The sequence below is a fragment of the Thermomonas haemolytica genome (genome assembly GCF_004346265.1).
GTDB lineage: Bacteria > Pseudomonadota > Gammaproteobacteria > Xanthomonadales > Xanthomonadaceae > Thermomonas > Thermomonas haemolytica.
In genome coordinates, this window is sequence record NZ_SMAP01000008.1 from 106488 (window position 1) to 125653 (window position 19166).

Consider the following 19166-nt stretch of genomic DNA (forward strand, 5'->3'; position numbering starts at 1 on the left):
GGGCGGCGCGAGGAGGCAGCAATGGTCGATGACGGAAAAACCCCGGCGCTGGCGCGGCCGGTGCATACCGTGGGCCAGGCGATCCGCCTGCTGGAGCGCGCCGGGCTGATGGTGATCCTGGCCGCCACCCTGGTGGCGATGGTGGCCGAGGTGTTGCACATGCTCGGCAAGGGCAAGGTGGACATCCCCGACCTGCTCCTGCTGTTCATGTACCTGGAGATGGTGGCGCTGGTCGGAATGTACTGGAGCAAGGGCAAGATGTCGGTGCGCATGCCGCTGTACATCGCCATGGTCGGCGTGGCCCGGCACATGATGACCGACACCTCGCTGGCCGCGCCGTGGGCGTTGCTGGCCGGCGCCGGGGCGATCCTGGTGCTGGCGGCGGCCGTGCTGGTGGTGCGCTACGGCCATACCCGCTTTCCCTACGGACAGGACGAGGCGATCTAGCGTTGCGCGCACGTTCATCCGCGGGCAGCCAAGCGGCATCGGCCTTCGCCTGCGGATAACGCCGTCGCGCCCAAGCTGGCCTTACTTCCCCCAAGGAGTCACGCCCATGGCATCGCCCTCCAGTATCGGCCCGCACGTCCTCGTCCTCGGCGGCAATTTCGCCGGCCTTTCCAGCGCCCAGCGCGTGCGCCAGTTCGCCGGGCCGTCGGTGCGGATCACCGTGATCGACCGCAAGGACTACCTGCTGTTCGTCCCCAACATCCCGGCCGACGTGTTCGAGGACCAGGACCCCGCGCTGCGCCAGCGCATGGAATTGCGCGAGGTGCTGGCCAAGGACGACATCGCCTTCGTGCAGGGCGAGGTCAAGGCGATCGACGTGGACCGCAAGCGGGTGGAGTTCGTGCCGAACGAGCGCCCCGGCAGCGAGACCCAGGCGATCGGCTACGACTACCTGGTGATCGCGGTCGGAAACCGCCTGGCCTACGACGCGATCGAGGGCTTCGCCGAATTCGGGCACACCGTGTCCGACCTCTACCACGGCAACCGCCTGCGTGAGTACCTGCATCGCGGCGGCTACCGCGGCGGCCCGGTGGCGATCGGCTCCGCGCGCTTCCACCAGGGCAATGGCGCCAAGGGCCTGCAGCCGTATCCGGGCGGCAGCATCCCGGATGCGCTGGCCGCCTGCGAGGGCCCGCCGGTGGAGGTGATGCTGTCCATGGCGACCTGGCTCGGCAAGCACGGCCTGGGCGGGCCGGACAAGGTCACCGTGTTCACTCCGGCCGAGCTGATCGCCGAGGACGCCGGCGAAACGGTGGTGAAGCAGCTGCTGGAGATCGCCTCCGGCATGGGCTTCCACTACATGAACAAGACCCAGGACATCCGCCGCCTCACCGCCGACGGCATCGAATTCGCGGACGGCCGCAGCGTCGAGGCCGAGCTGAAGATCATCTTCCCGGACTGGGTCGCGCACGATTTCCTGAAAGGCCTGCCGATCTGCGACGACATGGGCTTCGTGAAGACCGACCTGCTGATGCGCAACCCCGACTACCCCAGCGTGTTCGCAGCGGGTGATGCGGCGGCGGTGACCGTGCCCAAGCTCGGCGCGATCGGCCACCAGCAGACCGAGATCGTCGGCCGCCAGATCGCGAAGGACCTCGGCGCGCTCACTGCCGAGGAGGCCGACAGGCCGCTGCAGCCGGTCGTGTACTGCATCGGCGACATGGGCGGCGGCAAGGCCTTCTACATCCGCTCCAACACCTGGTACGGCGGCGATACCGCGGTGCTGAAGATGGGGCGGATGGCCTACTTCCTGAAGATGCGCTACCGCGACCTGTTCTTCCAGACCCACGGCAAGACCCCGGACTGGGGCCTCGACCTGGCCGAACTGCTGGCCGAGGGCCATACCGGATGACCCACACCCGGCCGCGCCCGCGCGCGGCCAAAGGAGCCCTGCTTGAACGATCCCGACTCCCTGCTCATCGCCTGTCCGGCCTGCCACGCGCTCAACCGCGTGCCGCAGGCGCGACTGGGCGACTATCCCAAATGCGGCAAATGCGGCGCGGCGCTGTTTCCGGGCAAACCGGTGGCGCTGGATGAGGCCGGCTTCCATGCACATGTGGAGCGCGCCGATCTGCCGGTGCTGGTCGATTTCTGGGCGCCCTGGTGCGGCCCGTGCCGGATGATGGCGCCGCAGTTCGAGGCCGCGGCGGCGCAGCTGGAGCCATACGTGCGTCTGGCCAAGGTCGATACCGAGGCGCAGCCGGCGCTGGGCGCGCGTTTCGGCATCCGCAGCATTCCCACGCTCGCCCTGTTCAAGGGCGGGCGCGAGCTGGCGCGGCAGGCCGGGGCGATGGGCGTGGCAGATATCGTGCGCTGGACGCGCCAGTATCTTTGAGCAAGAGAGGGGCAGCATGGTCGATCCCCGTTTCCCGAAGCAGCCACACTCCTTGACCCTGCCGCCACGGGTTCTGGGCGTCCGGAGGCGTATGCCGCATCTCATCCTGGGCCCGCTGCTGGTGGTGGCCGTGGCCGGTGGCTGCGCGCATGCGCCGGTGCCGGCGGTGACCGAAGTCCAACTGCACGAGCCGCTGCCGGGGCTGTACACCTCAGGCCAGCCGGCACCGGGCGACTGGCGCGTGCTGAAGGCGCGCGGCGTGCGCACGGTGGTGGACCTGCGCCTGCCCGGCGAGTTGAAGGGGCGCGATGAAGCGGCCGAAGTGCGCGCCGCCGGGCTGCGCTACGTCAACATCCCGGTGGAGGGTGGCAAGGGCCTGACCGAGGCCAATGCGCGCGCCCTGCACGCGGTGCTGGCGCCGGCCCACGGCGGGGTGCTGGTGCACTGCTCCAGCGGCAACCGCGCCGGCGCCCTGCTGGCGCTGGAGCAGGAGCGCTTCGATGCGCTCCCGCCCGCCCGCGCCCTGCAATTGGGTGAGCAGGCCGGTGTCACCGGCCTGCGCGGGACGCTGCGCGGAGTGCTGGGCCTGGACGCGCCGGAGGCGAAATGAAGCCGCGCATCACCGTGGTCGGCGCCGGCTTCGCCGGATTGACCGCGCTGCGCACCCTGCGCCGGCACGCGCCCGAGGCGGAGCTGACCCTGGTCGCGCCGCGCGCCGAGCTGCACTACCTGCCGGGCAGCATCTGGCTGCCGGCCGGCACCCGCCGCCGCGAGGACCTGGTGGTGCCCCTGCACGACTTCCTCACCCGCCAGCGCATCCGCTTCCACCAGGCGCATGCCACCGGCCTGTCGGCGGATGCGCGGGTGCTGCACACCGATGCCGGCGAGGTCGTCAATGATGGGTTGATCATCGCCACCGGTGCGCGCTTCCTGCGCAAGCTGCCGGGGATCGAGCACGCGATCATCCCGTGCGACGGCATCGCCGCCGGCGAGGCCATCCGCGACCGCCTGGCCGCGCTGGACGGCGGCACCCTGTGCTTCGGTTTCGGCGCCAACCCGAACGAGCCGGTCGCCATGCGCGGCGGCCCGGTGTTCGAGTTCGCGTTCGGCATCGACACCCTGCTGCGCAGGCAGCGTCGCCGCGAGCGGTTCCGCCTGGTGTTCTTCAGCCCGTCGGACAAACCGGGTGCGCGCCTGGGCGAGAAAGCGGTGGGCATGCTCCTGGCCGAGATGCGCAAGCGCGGCATCGACACCGTGCTGGGCGAAAAACCGGTGCGCTTCGAGGCCGATGCGGTGCAGCTGGAGCGCACTCGCTTGGAAAGCGCGATGACCTTGTTCATGCCTGGCCTGACCGGGCAGGCATGGCTGGATGCCACGGCGCTGCCGCGCTCGCCGGGCGGGTTCGTGCGGGGCGATGCGCAGTGCCGGGTGTCCGGCGTGGCCTGCACCTTCGTGGCCGGCGACGGCGGCAGCTTCCCCGGTCCGGACTGGCTGCCCAAGCAGGCGCACCAGGCCGACCTGCAGGCCGGGGTGGCCGCGCGCAACCTGCTGCGTACCCTGCGCGGCGAGCCGGTGGAGGAGACGTTCACCGCCGAGCTGATCTGCATCGTGGATACCCTCGATCGTGGCCTGCTGGTCAGCCGCAAGGGGCAGCGCGCGCGCGCATTGCCGCCGCTGCGACTGATGCACTGGGCCAAGGCGGCGTTCGAGAAGCGCTACCTGCGCCAGTACCGCTGAGCGCCGCGCGCGCGCCGTGGACGGATCAGCCCGCGGCGCGCCAGGCGAAGCCTGCCGTGCACAGCAGTGCCAGCGGCCACAGCAGCCACGGGTAAAACAGCCGGCGCAGCACGCCGGACTCGAAGCGGAAGCCGCTGCCGTGCACGAACAGCGCGCACACCGCCAGCAGCACGAGGGTCATCCAGCCGTGCTCGGCGGGGCTCAGTTCCCGCCCGCGCGCGGCGGGCAGGAACAGCAGCCCCAGCGCCAGCAGCGCGCCCAACAGCAGCGAGGTCAGGCGCGCCATCGTGCGGGACTCAGGGCGCTTCGAACGGGGCCTTCACGCCGCGCGCGCGGTCGCTCTTCATCTCGTACCACATCGCATTGAGGATGGCGAAGGCCGCCGCGAAGGCGATGCCGAGGATCCACGAGAAGTACCACATCAGTAGCCACCTCCATTGCGGGCTTGTTCTTCAACGTGCGCGCGGGTCACCTGCCCGCGCATGATGCGGAAGGCCCAGGTGCTGTAGGCCAGGATCAGCGGCAGGAACACCACCGCCGCGAACAGCATGATCCCGAGCGTACGCGCGCTGGACGAGGCGTCCCAGACCGTCAGCCCGTGCGCCGGGTTGGTGGACGAGGGCAGCAGGAACGGGAACAGCGCGATGCCGGCGGTCAGGATGATGCTGGCCACCGCCAGGCAGCTGGCGACGAAGCCGGCCACGCGCCGGCGCAGCAGGGCCACCGCCAGCATCGCCGCGGCGGCCAGCGACGGCACCAGCCACAGCAGCGGGTGCGCCTGCTGGTTGGCCAGCCACGTGCCGGCCGTCACCGCCACCTGCTTGTGCAGCGGGTTGGACGGGCCATCGGGCGCGACCGCACTGACGATGGCGTGGCCCGGCAGCACGCTCAGCCACGCCCCGGCGGCGATGAAGGCCAGCAGGGTGACGATCGCCGCGCCCCTGGCGACCTTGTGCGCGCGCTCGCCCACCGCGCCTTCAATCTTCATCGCACCGAAACTGGCCCCGTGCATCACCAGCATCGCCAGGCTGACCACGCCGGCGAGCAGCGCGAACGGGTGGAACAGGCCGAAGAAGTGGCCGTCGTACACCGGCAGCAGGCTGTCGGTGAGGTGGAACGGCACGCCCAGGAACAGGTTGCCGAACGCGACCCCGAACACCAGCGCCGGCACTGCGCCGGCCACCGTCAGCGCCCAGTCCCACAGATTGCGCCAGGCGGGGTTTTCCACCTTGTTGCGGAAGTTGAAGCCGACCGGACGCAGGATCAGCGCCAGCAGCACCAGCAGCATGGCGAAGTAGAAGCCCGAGAACGAGGCCGCATACAGCATCGGCCAGGCCGCGAACACCGCGCCGCCGCCGAGGATGAACCACACCTGGTGGCCTTCCCAGTGCGGCTCGATCGCCTCCAGCGCCATCCGCCGCTCGGTGTCGTCGCGGGTGATGAAGCGGTAGATCGCGCCCAGGCCCAGGTCGTAGCCGTCGGTCAGGGCGAACCCGATCAGCAGCACGCCCAGCAGCAGCCACCAGATCTCGCGCAGGGTGCCGTAATCAAACATGGCCGTTCTCCTTGGTCTGCGGATTGTTCTGCGAGGGCGCCGCGGCCTCGGTCTCGTGCGCCATCCGTGCCTGCGGCAGCGGCCACAGCTTCAGGCCCTCCGGCCCGGCCTTGGCCATCTTGCGCATCAGGAACACGTCGAACACCGCCAGCGTGGTGTACAGCACCACGAACCCGACCAGGCTGCCGGTCACCTGCGCCGCGCTGGTCGAGGACACGCCGAGGAAGGTCGGCAGCACGCCGTCGATCGCCCACGGCTGGCGGCCGTATTCGGCCACGATCCAGCCCAGCTCCGCTGCGATCCACGGCAGCGGCAGGCTGAAGAACGCCACCCGCAGGAACAGGCGGTTATCCAGCTTGCGCACGCTGGCCAAGTAGAAGGCCAGCGCGAACAGGGCGATGAAGAAGAAGCCCAGCGCGACCATGATCCGGAACGAGAAGAACAGCACTGGCACGTTCGGCACCGTGGACCACGCCGCCTTCTCGATCACCGCCGCGTCGGCCTTGGCCGGATCGTCCACGTACTTGAGGGTGAGCAGGCCAAAGCCCAGATCCTGCTGCTTTTCCAGGAACGCCTGCTGCTTGGCCGGATTGTCGGGATCTTTGCGCACCGCATTCAGCGCGGCATAGGCCTGGATGCCGTTGCGGATGCGCTCCTTGTTGGTTTCCACCAGGTCGTGGATGCCCGGCACCTGCTCGTCCAGCGAGCGGGTGGTGATCAGGCCCATCACCCACGGAATCTGGATCGCAGCCTTGGTCTCGCGCGCCTGCATGTCCGGGATGCCGAACAGGGTGAACGGCGCCGGCGCCGGCGCGGTATGCCATTCGGCCTCGATCGCGGCCAGCTTCATCTTCTGGTTCTCGGACACCGTGTAGCCGCTCTCATCACCCAGCACCACCACGCTCAATGCCGAGGCCAGGCCGAAGCTGGCGGCGACCGCGATCGAACGCCGCGCGAACTGCACGTTGCGGCCCTTGAGCAGGTACCAGGCGCTGATCGACAGCACGAACACCGCGCCGGTGACATAGCCCGCGCTCACGGTATGCACGAACTTCGACTGCGCCACCGGGTTGAACAGCACCGCGGCGAAGTCGGTCACCTCCATGCGCATGGTGTGGAAGTTGAACTTCGCCCCGACCGGGTTCTGCATCCAGCCGTTGGCGATCAGGATCCACAGGGCCGAGAAGTTGGCGCCCAGCGCCATCAGCCAGGTCACCACCATGTGCTGCAGCTTGCTCATGCGGTCCCAACCGAAGAAGAACAACCCGACGAAGGTGCTCTCCAGGAAGAACGCCATCAGGCCCTCGATCGCCAAGGGCGCGCCGAAGATGTCGCCGACGTAGTGGGAGTAGTAGGCCCAGTTGGTGCCGAACTGGAACTCCATGGTGATGCCGGTGGCCACGCCCATGGCGAAGTTGATGCCAAACAGCACGCCCCAGAACTTCACCATCTGCTTCCAGATGACGCGCCCGGTCATCACGTACACGCTTTCCATGATCGCCAGCAGCAGCGCCAGCCCCAGCGTGAGCGGGACGAACAGGAAGTGGTAGAGCGCGGTGATCGCGAATTGCAATCGCGACAGGTCGACGACGTGCAGGTCTGGCATGGCGGCTTACCTCGGGGACGAGGGAATGGAAGGGGATTGCAGCTGGCGGGCCACCGCGTCGGCATCCACCGCCGGGCGCTGGCCGGGCCCGAAGAACAGGACGTAGAGCAGGGCCAGCAGCGACAGCTTGATCACAAGCAGCAGCAGCAGGTGACGGTGCAGCCAGGCCCAGGCGCCGGAAGGCGCATCGGGTTGCGGGTGGTCTGCGGAGGGCGTGGACGCCTGGCTGCGCATGTGCGTGATGGCCCGGTTGCGACTGCCTGCAATGTTAATTAGAGATTTCTAATATGCAAGCCGCATCCGCAGCATGGGACAAAATGTCCAGCCTGTCCGCCCGCGCGCGACCTGCGCAGGGTGGTTGCAAACGCAGCGCGGGGGCACATGGCCCCCGCGTGCGGTCATCCGTGAACATCCTGCCTCCGCGTGCGGGAGCAGGGAGGGCCATGGCTCAGTGCCCCGAGGCCTGCGCCGCCGCATCGGCCGGCATCCCCGCCGCCGGTGCGGCAGCCGGGGGCGCCGAGGCCTGCACCGCCACCACCGGCTTGGCCGCCTCGGTGCTGCCGGTGTTGACCGGCAGCAGCGGCACGATCAGCAGCGCCACGATGTTGATGATCTTGATCAGCGGGTTCACCGCCGGGCCGGCGGTGTCCTTGTAGGGATCACCCACGGTGTCGCCGGTCACCGCGGCCTTGTGCGCCTCGGAGCCCTTGCCTCCGAAGTGGCCGTCCTCGATGTACTTCTTGGCATTGTCCCAGGCGCCGCCGCCGGTGGTCATCGACACCGCCACGAAGATCCCCGTCACGATCGTGCCGATCAGCAAGCCGCCGAGCGCCTGCGGGCCCAGCGCCAGGCCCACCACCACCGGCACCGCGACCGGCAGCAGCGAGGGCAGGATCATTTCCTTGATCGCCGATTTGGTCAGCATGTCCACGGCCTTGTCGTACTGCGGCTTGCCGCTGCCGTCCATGATGCCCTTGATCTCGCGGAACTGGCGGCGCACTTCCTCGACCACGCTGCCCGCCGCGCGGCCCACGGCCTCCATCGCCATCGCGCCGAACAGGTACGGGATCAGGCCGCCGATCAGCAGGCCGATGATGACCATGTGGTTGGACAGGTCGAAGGTGAAGCTGACGCCCGGGTGCGCGGCCTGCAGGTTGTGCGTGTAGTCGGCGAACAGGACGAGCGAGGCCAGCGCGGCCGAGCCGATGGCATAGCCCTTGGTCACCGCCTTGGTGGTGTTGCCTACCGCGTCCAGCGGGTCGGTGACGCTGCGCACTTCGGGTGGAAGTTCGCTCATCTCGGCGATGCCGCCGGCGTTGTCGGTGATCGGCCCGTAGGCGTCCAGCGCTACCACCATGCCGGCCATCGACAGCATCGAGGTGGCGGCGATCGCGATCCCGTACAGGCCGCCGAGGTGGTAGGCACCGAGGATCGAGGCGCATACCGCCAGCACCGGCAGTGCGGTGGACTTCATCGACACCCCGAGGCCGGCGATGATGTTGGTGCCGTGGCCGGTGGTGGACGCCTGCGCGACGTGCTTCACCGGCGCGTACTGGGTGCCGGTGTAGTACTCCGTGATCCAGACGATGGCGCCGGTCAGCACCAGGCCGATCAGCGCGCAGCCGTAGAGGTTCATCGCCCCGAAGCTGGAGTCGCCCATCAGCTGGGTGGTGATCGGGTAGAAGGCGATGGCTGCCAGTACGCCGGAGACGATCACCCCGCGGTACAGCGCGCCCATGATGTTCGGGTTGCTGCCGGACACCTTCACGAAGAAGGCGCCGATGATCGAGGCGAGGATCGAGGCTCCACCCAGCACCAGCGGGTAGAGCACCGCATGCTGGCCGACGGTGGCAGCCATCAGACCGCCCAGCAGCATGGTGGCGATCACCGTGACCGCGTAGGTTTCGAACAGGTCGGCGGCCATGCCGGCGCAGTCGCCCACGTTGTCGCCCACGTTGTCGGCGATCACCGCCGGGTTGCGCGGGTCGTCCTCGGGGATGCCGGCCTCGACCTTGCCCACCAGGTCGGCGCCGACGTCGGCGCCCTTGGTGAAGATGCCGCCGCCCAGGCGCGCGAAGATCGAGATCAGCGAGCTGCCGAAGGCCAGCCCGACCAGCGCATGCAGTGCCTCTGCCTCGCTCGCGCCCATTTGGTGGGTGAGCAAGTACCAGTAGCCGGCCACGCCCAGCAGGCCCAGGCCGACCACAAGCATGCCGGTGATGGCGCCGCCCTTGAAGGCGACGTTCATGGCGGGACCCATGCCGGCGCGCGCCGCCTCGGCGGTGCGCACGTTGGCGCGCACCGAGACGTTCATGCCGATGTAGCCGGCGGCGCCGGACAGCACCGCGCCGATCGCAAAGCCGATCGCGGTGTGCCAGCTCAAAAAGAAACCGATCAGCAGCAGCAGCACCACGCCGGCGATGGCAATCGTGGTGTACTGGCGGTTGAGGTAGGCGCGCGCGCCTTCCTGGATCGCGCCGGCGATCTGCTGCATGCGTTCGTTGCCGGCGGGCTGGCGGTTGATCCACGCGGCCGCCCACAGGCCGTAAGCGATTGCGACGACGGCGCAGGTGAGCGCCAGCACCAAACCATAATGCTCCAGCATGAATCCCCTCCCCGGGTGTTCGAATGGAAGACGTCAGGTTGTCGCGCCCGCCGCGGGGGCGGGCACGGCCCGACTATCGCATACCCGGGCGTGGCCTGCGGGGTGGGCGATGCTGCAACCGCACAACCGGCGGGCCGGTTCAATCGGGAATCTGGACCCGCTTCAGGCGCGCGCCGGCACCGGTTTTCACCACCACCTGCGAGCGCGCGCAACCGAAGTGCTGCGCCACCAGCGCAATCAGCTCGGCATTGGCCTTGCCATCCACCGGCGGGGATTTCAGCTGCGCCAGCCAGCTGCCGTCTGCCTGCGCGGTGAGCGCGGAGACGCGGCTGTTGGGCTTGGCTTTCACCAGGAGGATGGGCATGGGCGTAGGATCGCATGCCGCGCCGTCCCCGGACATGCGAACGCCCGGCGTGGGCCGGGCGTTCGCGGGGACGCAGCGCGTGCGCGGAAGGGTCAGTTGCCGACCTTCAGCTTGCCGCCCTTGCCCAGGCCGCCCTGGACTTCCTGCGGCTTGTAGTCGCGCATCGCGCGCACCAGGTTGTTGTAGGCATTGGCGAACGCCGCCGCCAGCGCCTTGCCTTCCGGCGTGTTGCTGTAGCCGCCCAGCGAGCCGAAGCCGCCGGCGCTGCCGCCGCCGATGCCCAGGCCGAAATCGGTCTTGGTGGCATTGCCCTGCGCTACGCCGATCTGCACCCCGGAGCGGTTGTCGATCATGGTCAGCATGGTCTCGGCCTTCTTGAACTTCAGGCCGCCGACCAGCGCGCCGACCCCGCCCAGCTTGCCGCCGAACATGCCGATCGCCGCGCCGATGCCACCGGCGTTGCTCTGCGAGAAATTGATGCTGGGGTTCAGTGTGTAGTCGGCGGCGACCATCTGGCCTTTGCCGAAGTCGCTGCCCTGGCGCAGCTCGCCGCTGTCCATCAGCGCGCGCTCCTGCATCATGTTGCGCATCGCGCGGCCGCGCTCGACCACCACGAAGCAGTTGGACTGCTGGATCAGCATGCGGATCACCGGCACCGTCGAGGGTAGGCGCAGGTCGGTGGTCAGGTAGCGGTACCAGTCGCCTTCCTGTTCCTCGACCACCGCGATCGTGCCCATCGGCTCGGCGCAGTGCTCCAGGTTGGCGGCGGCGCCCTGCGAGTTGGCGCCGGCGGCGGCACCCTGCGGGTCGTTCTGCTTCTTGTTGAACTGTGCCTGCGCGGGCGTGCTGGCGGCGGCCAGGCCCAGGACCAGGCAGGAGGCGATGAGAGCGGTTTTCATGGGGTTCCCCACTAGTGATGGTGGTATGTCTGTTGCGGACGCGTCGGTGTAGCAGGCGGGAGTCTAGAGGGCCGGGGATCAGGCGTTCCAGTCCGGCAGCTTCCGGCGCACCGTCCGCATGCGGGGGACAACGTAATCCGGCAGGCCATCCCGGCCATACGGCGGATAGGCCTCGCCGGCGACCAGCGGCGCCAGGTAGCGGCGCGCGGCGGCGGTGATGCCATAGCCATCGGCGCGGATGAAGCCCTTGGGCATGGTTTTCTCGTGGTTGGCGATGCGCGAGAGCGGGGCGATGTCCACGTGCCAGCGGTAGGGTGCATCGCCGTCGCGCACGATCACCGGCATCACCGCGTTCTGCCCGGCCAGGGCACACTCCACCGCGGCGCGGCCGACCGCGGTGGCGTGCTCGACATCGGTGCGGCTGGCCAGGTGCCGGGCCGAGCGCTGCAGGTAGTCCGGCAACGCCCAGTGCACCTTGTGGCCCAGCGCGTCCTTGACCCGCGCGGCCAGGTGCGCGGCCACCCCGCCCAGCTGGGCATGCCCGAAGCTGTCGCGGCCGCCGGCCTCGGCCACGAAGCGGCCATCGGCGGTGCGGATGCCCTCGCTGGCCACCACCACGCAGTGGCCGACGCGCTTGACCACCGCGTCCACCCGGGCCAGGAAGTCGGCCTCGTCGAATACCCGCTCCGGGAACAGGATCAGATGCGGGGCGGCATCACGACCGTCGCCGGCCAGCCCGGCGGCGGCGGCCAGCCAGCCGGCATGCCGGCCCATCGCCTCGTACACGAACACCTTGGTGGAGGTTTCCGCCATCGCCGCCACGTCCAGCGCGCACTCGCGCACGGAAACGGCGGTGTACTTGGCGGCCGAGCCGAAGCCGGGGCTGCAGTCGGTGACCGCCAGGTCGTTGTCGATGGTCTTGGGCACGCCCACGCAGGTCAGGGGGTAGCCGTATTCCGCGGCCAGCTGCGACACCTTCAGCGCGGTATCGGCCGAATCGTTGCCGCCGTTGTAGAGGAACCAGCGCACGTCGTGGGCGCGGAACACCTCCAGCAGGCGCTCGTACTTGGCGCGGTCCTCGGCCAGCGACTTCAGCTTCAGCCGGCAGCTGCCGAACGCGCCGCCGGGGGTGTGCGCAAGGCCCTTCACCTCTGCGGCGGTCAGCGCGGAGGCATCCACCAGCTCCTCGCGCAGCGCGCCAAGGATGCCGTTGCGGGCCGCCAGCACGCGCACCTTGCGCGCGCGCGCGGCCTGCAGGACGGCCGCAGCGGTGGCGTTGATGACGGCGGTCACGCCGCCGCTCTGGGCGTAGAGCAGGTTGCCGGTGGGCATGGAGGAGTCTCCGGGCGGGGGCTGGGCTGAATGCGGTAAGCTGGCCGGGCAGCGGGCAGGCGCAGTCTAGCGCCGCTCCGCGACGACATGACATCAGGAGTGGATCGATGCGATTGGTTCTGTTGGGCGCGCCGGGGTCCGGCAAGGGCACCCAGGCGGCACGGCTGAAGGAATATCTGCAGGTGCCGCATATTTCCACCGGCGACCTGTTGCGCGCCGAGGTCGCCGCCGGCACGCCGCTCGGCCGCCAGGCCGGCGAGGTCATGGCCCGCGGCGACCTGGTCAGCGACGAGATCCTGCTCGGCATGCTCAAGGACCGGCTCTCCCGCGAGGACGCCCGCAACGGCTTCATCCTCGACGGCTACCCGCGCAATCTGGCCCAGGCCGCCGCGCTGGACGCACTGCTGGGCAGTCTTGGCCAGAGCTTCGATGCCGCCGTGCAGCTGGCGGTGGACAACGAGCAGATCGTGGCCCGCCTGGCCGAGCGCGCGAAGATCGAGGGCCGCGCCGACGACACCCCGGAATCGGTGCGCCACCGCCTGAAGGTGTACGACGAGAAGACCGCGCCCGTGATCGACTTCTACCGCCAGCACGGCCAGCTGACCGTGGTGGACGGCGTGGGCTCGCTGGACGAGGTGTTCACCCGGATCGTGGAAGCAATCCAGCCGGGGCACGAGGTCGGCTGACTTTCGCGGGCGACCGGCGAAGCGGTGCGGGGCCGGCCTCGCAAGTCGCTCCCCGATACTCGCTTTGTTGCGAGGCCAGCCCCGCACCGCTTCGCCTGCTTCGAGCCTTCGTCCGGATCATTTCGGGAGCCGCACGTGAAACTCCACATCCTCGGCATCGCCGGCACCTTCATGGGCGGCGTGGCCGCGCTCGCGCGCGAGCTGGGCCATGCGGTCGAAGGCAGCGATGCCAACATCTATCCGCCGATGTCCACCCAGCTCGCGCAGCTGAGCATTGCGCTCCACCAGGGCTACCGGCCCGAGCACATTGCGCCCGATTGCGAGGAGGTGGTGATCGGAAACGCCCTTTCGCGCGGCAACCCGGCGGTGGAGTACGTGCTGGATGCCGGGATGCGCTACACCTCCGGCGCGCAGTGGCTGGCCGAACGCGTGCTGCCCGGGCGCACCACGCTGGCGGTGGCCGGCACCCACGGCAAGACCACCACCACCAGCCTGCTGGCCTTCCTGCTCGACCGCGCCGGGCGCGACCCGGGCTTTTTGATCGGCGGCGTGGCCGCGGATTTCGGGGTGTCGGCGCGGTTGGGTAGCGGGCGTGACTTCGTGGTCGAGGCGGACGAATACGACACCGCCTTCTTCGACAAGCGCAGCAAGTTCGTCCACTACCGGCCGCAGATCGCCATCCTCAACAACCTCGAGTACGACCACGCTGACATCTTCCCGGACGTGGCCGCGATCCAGCGCCAGTTCCACCACCTGGTGCGCACCGTGCCGGGCAGCGGCCGGCTGATCGTCAACGGCCACGATGCCCGCCTGGCCGAGGTGCTGGCGATGGGCTGCTGGACACCGGTGGAGCGGTTCGGCTTCGACCCGGGGTTCGAATGGAGCGCGCGCAAGCTGCAGGCCGACGGCAGCTGCTTTGCGGTGCTGCGCGAGGGCAAGGAGATCGGCCGCGTCGAATGGTCCTTGTTGGGCGACCACAACGTGCTCAACGGGCTGGCCGCGCTGGCCGCTTGCGTCGCGGCCGGGGTCGAGCTGGCCCCGCTGCTGCCGGCGCTGGCGCAGTTCGGCGGGATCAAGCGGCGGTTGGAAGTGGTCGGCCAGCACGCCGGCATCACCGTGTACGACGACTTCGCCCACCATCCGACCGCGATCGCCACCACCCTGGCCGGGCTGCGCGCGAAGGTGGGCGGGGCGCGCATCCTCGCCGCGATGGAGCCGCGCAGCAATTCGATGCGGCTGGGCGCGCATGCCGAGGCGCTGGCGCCGTCGCTGGCGCTGGCCGACGGCGTGGTGTTCCTGGCGCGCCCGGAATTGCCGTGGGATGCCGGCAGGGTGATCGCGGCGCTGCGCGGCGAGGGCGTGGCGGTGCCCGATGCCGAGGCGCTGATCGCCGCGCTCATGGCGCGCGCGCGCGCGGGCGACCACGTGGTGTTCATGTCCAACGGCGGCTTCGACGACGCGCCGCGGCGCTTCCTGCGGGCCCTGCAGGCGCAATGAGGCCTGCGCCGACCGCGCGGCTCAGCGCGGGTGCGTCACCAGCTGCAGGCGCGGCTCCGTAGCATCCAGCGTCAAGAGTTCCGGCGGCAGCGCGTGCGCCGGCGGGTCCGGTTTCCACAGGTTGAGCAGGCGCAGCCGTCGCCGCAGCTGCATGGTGTCGAAGCGCGCCACCCACAGCGGGGTGCCATCGGCCAGCCGCGACGGCGCCGGCCACAGGCGCAGGACTTCGATGCGGGTGGGATCGGCCGGGTCGGCGCGGCGCAGCAGCAGCGCTTCCGGATGGGCGTCCAGCGCCAGCGGCAGCACCGGGCGCTGCGCGGGGGGCAGACCATCGTCCAGCAGGCCCAGCACCCCCAGCCAGTCGGCCGCGGGCTGCACCTGCCAGCCCTGCGCCAGCAGGCGCTGCTGCAGCACGTCCAGGGGACCGGCGATCTCCAGGTCGAAGCGGTGGCGCGGATCTTCAAGGCCGTGCGCGCGCCAGTTCGCCGTGGCCAGTACCCGTGTGGGCGGCGGTGGCTGGAACTGCGCCAGCGTTTGCGGCGCGCTGCGCGGGGCGAAATAGCCCGCGGCCAGTGCGAACGCGCCGTAGAACGTCCACGCCAGCGGCCGCATCCAGAACGCGCGCTCGCGGCGGCGGCGGTAGGCGATGCCGATGATCAGCACCCAGGCGGCACCCAGCAGCACGCCGCCGAGGATGTCCGACAGCCAGTGTGCGCCCAGGTACAGGCGCGCAAAGCCGACCAGCGCGGTGGCGATGCCGGCCAGCAGATAGGGCCACACCCGCTGCCGCCCGGGCAGTTCGCGCGCGATCAGCACCGCGAAGAAGCCGAACACCACGGTGGTCATGGTCACCGCGATCGAGGGAAAGCCGAAGCCGGCGGCGGCGGTGGGCGGGCGCGGCATGTCCACCAGCGCGTCCAGACCCAAGGTCAGGGCGAGGCCGACGGCGACCGCACCCAGCCAGTGCCCCGCCGCCAGCCAGCGTCGCCGCCACAGCAGCCACAGCAGCGCCGCCGCGAACGCGACGCCCAGGACCGGCGCGCTGCCCAGCCCGGCCAGGGTGGCCAGCATGCGGTCGGCCAGCGGGTTGCGCAGCGCGAACATCAGCGCGTGCACGTCGTGGTCCAGCCGCAGCGGGCCGCCGTGCAGCGCCAGCGAGGCGCTCAGCCAGGCCCACAGCCAGGCCACCGCGAACAGGCAGACCGCCAGCAGCAGCAGCGGCGCGGTTTCCGGGCGGCGGCGGTCGATCAGGGCGGCGGCATAGCGGCCCAGCAGCGGATGCCGGTGGCTCCAGCGCAGCAGCTGCGCCAGCAGGCTGTCGGCGTGCAGGGCGAACCAGCGCCAGCTGTAGAGCACCACCGCCCAGGCCAGCGCCAGCGCGCCCAGCAGGCCCAGCAGCACCAGCGCCAGCTTGTCCGCCACTGCGGCGACGGCTTCATACGCCTGGCCCAGCGCCCAGCCCGGCAGCAGGAACAGCACCGCCCAGCTGATGCAGGCCAGCAGGCTGGCCTGCAGGTAGCGCGCGGGCGGCATGCCCGCCATCCCGGCGATGGCCGGCACGAACGGGCGGATCGGCCCCACGTAGCGGGCGATGAGGATGCTCTTGAAGGCGTTGCGGCGGAACAGCCCCTCGCCGCGCTCCAGCATCTGCGGGTAACGCCGGAACGGCCACACCGCGCGCAGGCGGTTGCCCCAGCGGCGGCCGATCCAGTAGCTCAGCCCGTCGCCGGCCAGCGCGCCGAGCGCCGCGCAAGCCACCGCATACGGCCCGGACAGGGTGCCCAGGCCGATCAGCACGCCGACCGGGATCAGCAGCGGCAGCGCCGGCACGAACGCACCCAGCACGATCAGGGCATCGCTGAAGGCGATCAGGAAGATCAGCAGGCCCGCCGCGTGCGGGTGCGCGCCGATCCAGGCAACGGCGTTGTCGAACCAGGCGCTATGCATCGGCCGATTATAGGTGGCGGAGGCTACACTTCCGCGCATCGCAAAGACGGTGAATGCGCATGACCACGCTGTCCGGCAAGACCCTGTTCATCACCGGCGCCTCGCGCGGGATTGGCCTGGCGATCGCGCTGCGCGCCGCGCGCGACGGCGCCAACGTGGCGATCGCCGCCAAGTCGGCAGTGCCCAATCCGAAGCTGCCGGGCACCATCCACACCGCCGCCGCCGCGGTGGAGGCCGCCGGCGGCAAGGCGCTGGCCCTGCAGTGCGACATCCGCGACGAGGACGCGGTGCGCGCGGCGGTCGCGGCCACCGTGGACGCGTTCGGCGGGATCGACATCCTGGTCAACAACGCCAGCGCGATCTGGCTGCGCGGCACCCTGGACACGCCGATGAAGCGCTTCGACCTGATGCAGCAGGTCAACAGCCGCGGCAGCTTTCTGTGCGCGCAGGTCTGCCTGCCGCATCTGCTGAATGCGCCCAACCCGCACATCCTCACCCTGTGCCCGCCGCCCTCGCTGGACCCGAAGTGGTGGGGCCCGCACACCGCCTACACCCTGGCCAAGATGGGGATGAGCTTCGTCACCCTGGGTCTGGCCGCCGAATTCGGGCCGCAGGGGGTGGCGGTGAATGCGTTGTGGCCGCGCACCCTGATCGCCACCGATGCGCTGAACATGATCCCGGGAGTGCAGGCCGGCAACGGCCGTTCCCCGGCGATCATGGCCGACGCCGCGCACGCGGTGCTGGTGCGCCAGGCGGCCGGCTTCAGCGGACGCTTCCTGATCGACGAGGACGTACTGCGGCAGGGTGGCGTCACCGACTTTTCCAGCTACGCGGTGGACCCGTCCCTGCCGCTGCTGCCGGACCTCTACGTCGAGCCCTGAGCGCGGCTTCGTGGGATCATGGCGGGCATTCCCCCCCACGGAGATCCCGCATGAAATACCTGCACACGATGGTGCGCGTGCGCGACATCGACGCCTCGCTGCGCTTCTACTGCGATGGCCTGGGCCTGCGCGAGGTGCGCCGGATGGAGAACCCGCAGGGCAAGTTCACCCTGGTGTTCCTGGCCGCGCCCGACAGCCCGGAGGCCGAGATCGAGCTGACCTACAACTGGCCGGACCAGGACGGCAACACCGAGGACTACGGCAGCGCCCGCAACTTCGGCCACCTCGCGTTCCGGGTCGAGGACATCTACGCCACCTGCCAGCGCCTGCAGGACATGGGCTACACCATCAACCGCCCGCCGCGCGACGGCCACATGGCCTTCGTGCGTTCGCCCGACCTGATTTCGATCGAACTGCTGCAGGACGGCCACCTGCCGCCGCAGGAGCCGTGGGTCTCGATGCCGAACACGGGAGTCTGGTGAGATGCAGGCAGAACCTTCCGCGGGCGAGCTGCTCGCGCTCGGACGGCAGGTGCTGCTGCCGGTGTACCAGCCGCGGCAGATGGTCCTTGTGCGCGGCCAGGGGTCGCGCCTGTGGGACAGCGAGGGCCGCGACTACGTGGACTTCGCCGCCGGCATCGCGGTATGCAGCCTCGGCCATTGCGACCCGGAGCTGACCGCCGCGCTCATCGAGCAGGCCGGCCGCCTCTGGCACACCAGCAACGTGTTCCTCAGCGAGCCGCCGCTGCGCCTGGCGCAGGAGCTGGTGGCCGCCTCGCGCTTCGCCGAGCGCGCGTTCCTGTGCAATTCAGGCGCGGAGGCCAACGAGGCCGCGATCAAGTTGGTGCGCAAATGGGCCGCCAATGCCGGCCGCTCGCCTTCGCAGCGGGTGATCGTCACCTGCCGCGGCAGCTTCCACGGCCGCACCCTGGCCACCGTCACCGCCACCGCGCAGCCGAAGTACCAGCAGGGCTTCGAGCCGCTGCCGGGGGGCTTCCGCCACGTCGATTTCAACGACATCGCGCAGCTGGAGCAGGCCTTCGCCGGTGGCGACGTGGCCGCGGTGATGCTGGAGCCGGTGCAGGGCGAGGGCGGCGTGCTGCCGGCCGCGCCCGGCTACCTGCAGGCGGTGCGCGCGCTGTGCGACCGCTTCGATGCGCTGCTGGTGCTGGATGAGATCCAGTGCGGCATGGGCCGCACCGGCACGCTGTTCGCGCACTGGCAGGACGGCGTGGTGCCGGACATCGTGACCCTGGCCAAGGCGCTCGGCGGCGGCTTCCCGGTCGGCGCCCTGCTGGCCGGCCCGAAGGTGGCGCAGGCGATGGCCGTGGGCGCGCACGGCACCACATTCGGCGGCAATCCGCTGGCTGCCGCGGTGGCGCGGGTGGCGCTGCGGCGGCTGGCGTCGGAGGATATCGCCGCCAATGTGGCGAAGCAGTCGCAGGCGCTGCGCGCTGGCCTCGACGCGATCAATCGCGAGTTCGATCTGTTTGCTGAAGTGCGTGGCCGCGGCCTGATGCTGGGCGCAGTGCTCAAACCAGAGCATGCCGGCAAGGCGGGTGCCATCGGTGACCTGGCCGCGGCGCACGGCCTGCTGCTGCTGCAGGCCGGCCCCGACGTGCTGCGTTTCGTCCCCGCGCTCACCATCGGCGATGACGACGTGGCGGAGGGGCTCGCGCGCCTGCGCAAGGCGCTGGTGGCGTTCGCGGGCGGCTGA

At 70.2% G+C, this 19166-nt stretch carries 20 protein-coding genes; 10 read left to right on the forward strand and 10 right to left on the reverse strand.

Annotation, left to right across the window (positions count from 1 at the left end; translation table 11 throughout):
* Positions 1–21: 21 nt before the first annotated feature.
* From EDC34_RS10075 to EDC34_RS10095, 5 genes are all read left to right on the forward strand, one after another.
* A complete protein-coding gene (locus tag EDC34_RS10075; RefSeq protein WP_114960601.1) occupies positions 22–447 on the forward strand; it encodes a phosphate-starvation-inducible PsiE family protein in 426 nt (141 codons plus the stop codon).
* A 106-nt stretch (positions 448–553) separates the two neighbouring features.
* Positions 554–1858 (forward strand): NAD(P)/FAD-dependent oxidoreductase, encoded by a 1305-nt coding sequence (locus EDC34_RS10080; protein WP_114960600.1) that lies wholly within the window; start codon positions 554–556, stop codon positions 1856–1858.
* A 42-nt stretch (positions 1859–1900) separates the two neighbouring features.
* Positions 1901–2341 (forward strand): thioredoxin TrxC, encoded by a 441-nt coding sequence (gene trxC / locus EDC34_RS10085; RefSeq protein ID WP_114960599.1) that lies wholly within the window; start codon positions 1901–1903, stop codon positions 2339–2341.
* A 91-nt stretch (positions 2342–2432) separates the two neighbouring features.
* Entirely contained in the window at positions 2433–2951 is a 519-nt protein-coding gene (locus tag EDC34_RS10090; protein ID WP_114960598.1) for a protein tyrosine phosphatase family protein, read from the forward strand.
* Entirely contained in the window at positions 2948–4078 is a 1131-nt protein-coding gene (locus tag EDC34_RS10095) for an NAD(P)/FAD-dependent oxidoreductase (RefSeq protein ID WP_114960597.1), read from the forward strand. The genes EDC34_RS10090 and EDC34_RS10095 overlap by 4 nt, the downstream gene beginning before the upstream one ends.
* Before the next feature lie 25 nt (positions 4079–4103).
* Here the strand turns inward: EDC34_RS10095 and EDC34_RS10100 are convergent, their stop codons facing one another.
* The 9 genes from EDC34_RS10100 to EDC34_RS10140 all read right to left on the reverse strand — a co-directional run bounded on the left by EDC34_RS10100 (position 4104) and on the right by EDC34_RS10140 (position 12439).
* Positions 4104–4364, reverse strand: a complete 261-nt coding sequence (locus tag EDC34_RS10100; protein ID WP_114960596.1) for a cyd operon YbgE family protein — start codon at positions 4362–4364, stop codon at positions 4104–4106.
* Positions 4365–4374: 10 nt separating this feature from the next.
* Positions 4375–4500: a cytochrome bd-I oxidase subunit CydX gene (gene cydX / locus EDC34_RS10105; protein WP_114960595.1), complete on the reverse strand. Its 126-nt coding sequence runs from the start codon at positions 4498–4500 to the stop codon at positions 4375–4377.
* A complete protein-coding gene (gene cydB, locus EDC34_RS10110) occupies positions 4500–5633 on the reverse strand; it encodes a cytochrome d ubiquinol oxidase subunit II (RefSeq protein WP_114960594.1) in 1134 nt (377 codons plus the stop codon). Before cydB ends, cydX begins: the two co-directional genes overlap by 1 nt.
* Positions 5626–7239, reverse strand: a complete 1614-nt coding sequence (locus tag EDC34_RS10115; protein WP_114960593.1) for a cytochrome ubiquinol oxidase subunit I — start codon at positions 7237–7239, stop codon at positions 5626–5628. The genes cydB and EDC34_RS10115 overlap by 8 nt, the downstream gene beginning before the upstream one ends.
* Positions 7240–7245: 6 nt before the next feature.
* Positions 7246–7473 (reverse strand): cytochrome oxidase putative small subunit CydP, encoded by a 228-nt coding sequence (gene cydP / locus EDC34_RS10120; RefSeq protein ID WP_114960592.1) that lies wholly within the window; start codon positions 7471–7473, stop codon positions 7246–7248.
* A gap of 214 nt (positions 7474–7687) precedes the next feature.
* Complete coding sequence (locus EDC34_RS10125; RefSeq protein WP_114960591.1) at positions 7688–9844, reverse strand: sodium-translocating pyrophosphatase; 2157 nt, start codon at positions 9842–9844, stop codon at positions 7688–7690.
* Positions 9845–9983: 139 nt separating this feature from the next.
* Positions 9984–10208 (reverse strand): DUF167 domain-containing protein, encoded by a 225-nt coding sequence (locus tag EDC34_RS10130; RefSeq protein ID WP_114960590.1) that lies wholly within the window; start codon positions 10206–10208, stop codon positions 9984–9986.
* A gap of 92 nt (positions 10209–10300) precedes the next feature.
* A complete protein-coding gene (locus EDC34_RS10135) occupies positions 10301–11107 on the reverse strand; it encodes a CsgG/HfaB family protein (protein ID WP_114960589.1) in 807 nt (268 codons plus the stop codon).
* A 78-nt stretch (positions 11108–11185) separates the two neighbouring features.
* Positions 11186–12439: a 6-phosphofructokinase gene (locus tag EDC34_RS10140; RefSeq protein WP_114960588.1), complete on the reverse strand. Its 1254-nt coding sequence runs from the start codon at positions 12437–12439 to the stop codon at positions 11186–11188.
* Positions 12440–12546: 107 nt separating this feature from the next.
* Between EDC34_RS10140 and EDC34_RS10145 the strand changes: the two genes are divergently transcribed.
* Together EDC34_RS10145 and mpl are read left to right on the forward strand one after the other, a co-directional pair.
* A complete protein-coding gene (locus tag EDC34_RS10145) occupies positions 12547–13125 on the forward strand; it encodes an adenylate kinase (protein ID WP_114960587.1) in 579 nt (192 codons plus the stop codon).
* Between the two features lie 135 nt (positions 13126–13260).
* Positions 13261–14622: a UDP-N-acetylmuramate:L-alanyl-gamma-D-glutamyl-meso-diaminopimelate ligase gene (gene mpl, locus EDC34_RS10150; protein ID WP_275895188.1), complete on the forward strand. Its 1362-nt coding sequence runs from the start codon at positions 13261–13263 to the stop codon at positions 14620–14622.
* Between the two features lie 21 nt (positions 14623–14643).
* Here mpl and EDC34_RS10155 read toward each other — a convergent pair whose 3' ends face one another.
* Positions 14644–16569 carry a bifunctional DedA family/phosphatase PAP2 family protein gene (locus EDC34_RS10155; RefSeq protein ID WP_114960586.1) on the reverse strand — a complete coding sequence of 642 codons (1926 nt, stop codon included), beginning with the start codon at positions 16567–16569 and terminating at the stop codon, positions 14644–14646.
* A gap of 59 nt (positions 16570–16628) precedes the next feature.
* On the opposite strand from EDC34_RS10155, the gene EDC34_RS10160 reads away from it, so the two are divergent.
* From EDC34_RS10160 to EDC34_RS10170, 3 genes are read left to right on the forward strand one after another with little or no spacing between them, the layout of a single operon-like run.
* Complete coding sequence (locus EDC34_RS10160; RefSeq protein WP_114960585.1) at positions 16629–17450, forward strand: SDR family oxidoreductase; 822 nt, start codon at positions 16629–16631, stop codon at positions 17448–17450.
* Positions 17451–17500: 50 nt separating this feature from the next.
* A complete protein-coding gene (locus EDC34_RS10165; protein WP_114960584.1) occupies positions 17501–17932 on the forward strand; it encodes a VOC family protein in 432 nt (143 codons plus the stop codon).
* 1 nt (position 17933) lies between these two features.
* The gene (locus EDC34_RS10170; protein ID WP_114960583.1) at positions 17934–19166 is read left to right on the forward strand and encodes an acetylornithine transaminase; all 1233 of its coding nucleotides are present in this window, start codon (positions 17934–17936) and stop codon (positions 19164–19166) included.

What these genes read in the sequence shown, in the direction of transcription:
- EDC34_RS10075 (WP_114960601.1), top strand. Translation starts at nt 22, where the DNA reads ATGGTCGATGACGGAAAAACCCCGGCGCTGGCGCGGCCGGTGCATACC.
- EDC34_RS10080 (WP_114960600.1), top strand. Translation starts at nt 554, where the DNA reads ATGGCATCGCCCTCCAGTATCGGCCCGCACGTCCTCGTCCTCGGCGGC.
- EDC34_RS10090 (WP_114960598.1), top strand. Translation starts at nt 2,433, where the DNA reads ATGCCGCATCTCATCCTGGGCCCGCTGCTGGTGGTGGCCGTGGCCGGT.
- EDC34_RS10095 (WP_114960597.1), top strand. Translation starts at nt 2,948, where the DNA reads ATGAAGCCGCGCATCACCGTGGTCGGCGCCGGCTTCGCCGGATTGACC.
- EDC34_RS10100 (WP_114960596.1), bottom strand. Translation starts at nt 4,364, where the DNA reads ATGGCGCGCCTGACCTCGCTGCTGTTGGGCGCGCTGCTGGCGCTGGGG.
- cydX (WP_114960595.1), bottom strand. Translation starts at nt 4,500, where the DNA reads ATGTGGTACTTCTCGTGGATCCTCGGCATCGCCTTCGCGGCGGCCTTC.
- cydB (WP_114960594.1), bottom strand. Translation starts at nt 5,633, where the DNA reads ATGTTTGATTACGGCACCCTGCGCGAGATCTGGTGGCTGCTGCTGGGC.
- EDC34_RS10115 (WP_114960593.1), bottom strand. Translation starts at nt 7,239, where the DNA reads ATGCCAGACCTGCACGTCGTCGACCTGTCGCGATTGCAATTCGCGATC.
- cydP (WP_114960592.1), bottom strand. Translation starts at nt 7,473, where the DNA reads ATGCGCAGCCAGGCGTCCACGCCCTCCGCAGACCACCCGCAACCCGAT.
- EDC34_RS10125 (WP_114960591.1), bottom strand. Translation starts at nt 9,844, where the DNA reads ATGCTGGAGCATTATGGTTTGGTGCTGGCGCTCACCTGCGCCGTCGTC.
- EDC34_RS10130 (WP_114960590.1), bottom strand. Translation starts at nt 10,208, where the DNA reads ATGCCCATCCTCCTGGTGAAAGCCAAGCCCAACAGCCGCGTCTCCGCG.
- EDC34_RS10135 (WP_114960589.1), bottom strand. Translation starts at nt 11,107, where the DNA reads ATGAAAACCGCTCTCATCGCCTCCTGCCTGGTCCTGGGCCTGGCCGCC.
- EDC34_RS10140 (WP_114960588.1), bottom strand. Translation starts at nt 12,439, where the DNA reads ATGCCCACCGGCAACCTGCTCTACGCCCAGAGCGGCGGCGTGACCGCC.
- EDC34_RS10145 (WP_114960587.1), top strand. Translation starts at nt 12,547, where the DNA reads ATGCGATTGGTTCTGTTGGGCGCGCCGGGGTCCGGCAAGGGCACCCAG.
- EDC34_RS10155 (WP_114960586.1), bottom strand. Translation starts at nt 16,569, where the DNA reads ATGCATAGCGCCTGGTTCGACAACGCCGTTGCCTGGATCGGCGCGCAC.
- EDC34_RS10160 (WP_114960585.1), top strand. Translation starts at nt 16,629, where the DNA reads ATGACCACGCTGTCCGGCAAGACCCTGTTCATCACCGGCGCCTCGCGC.
- EDC34_RS10165 (WP_114960584.1), top strand. Translation starts at nt 17,501, where the DNA reads ATGAAATACCTGCACACGATGGTGCGCGTGCGCGACATCGACGCCTCG.
- EDC34_RS10170 (WP_114960583.1), top strand. Translation starts at nt 17,934, where the DNA reads ATGCAGGCAGAACCTTCCGCGGGCGAGCTGCTCGCGCTCGGACGGCAG.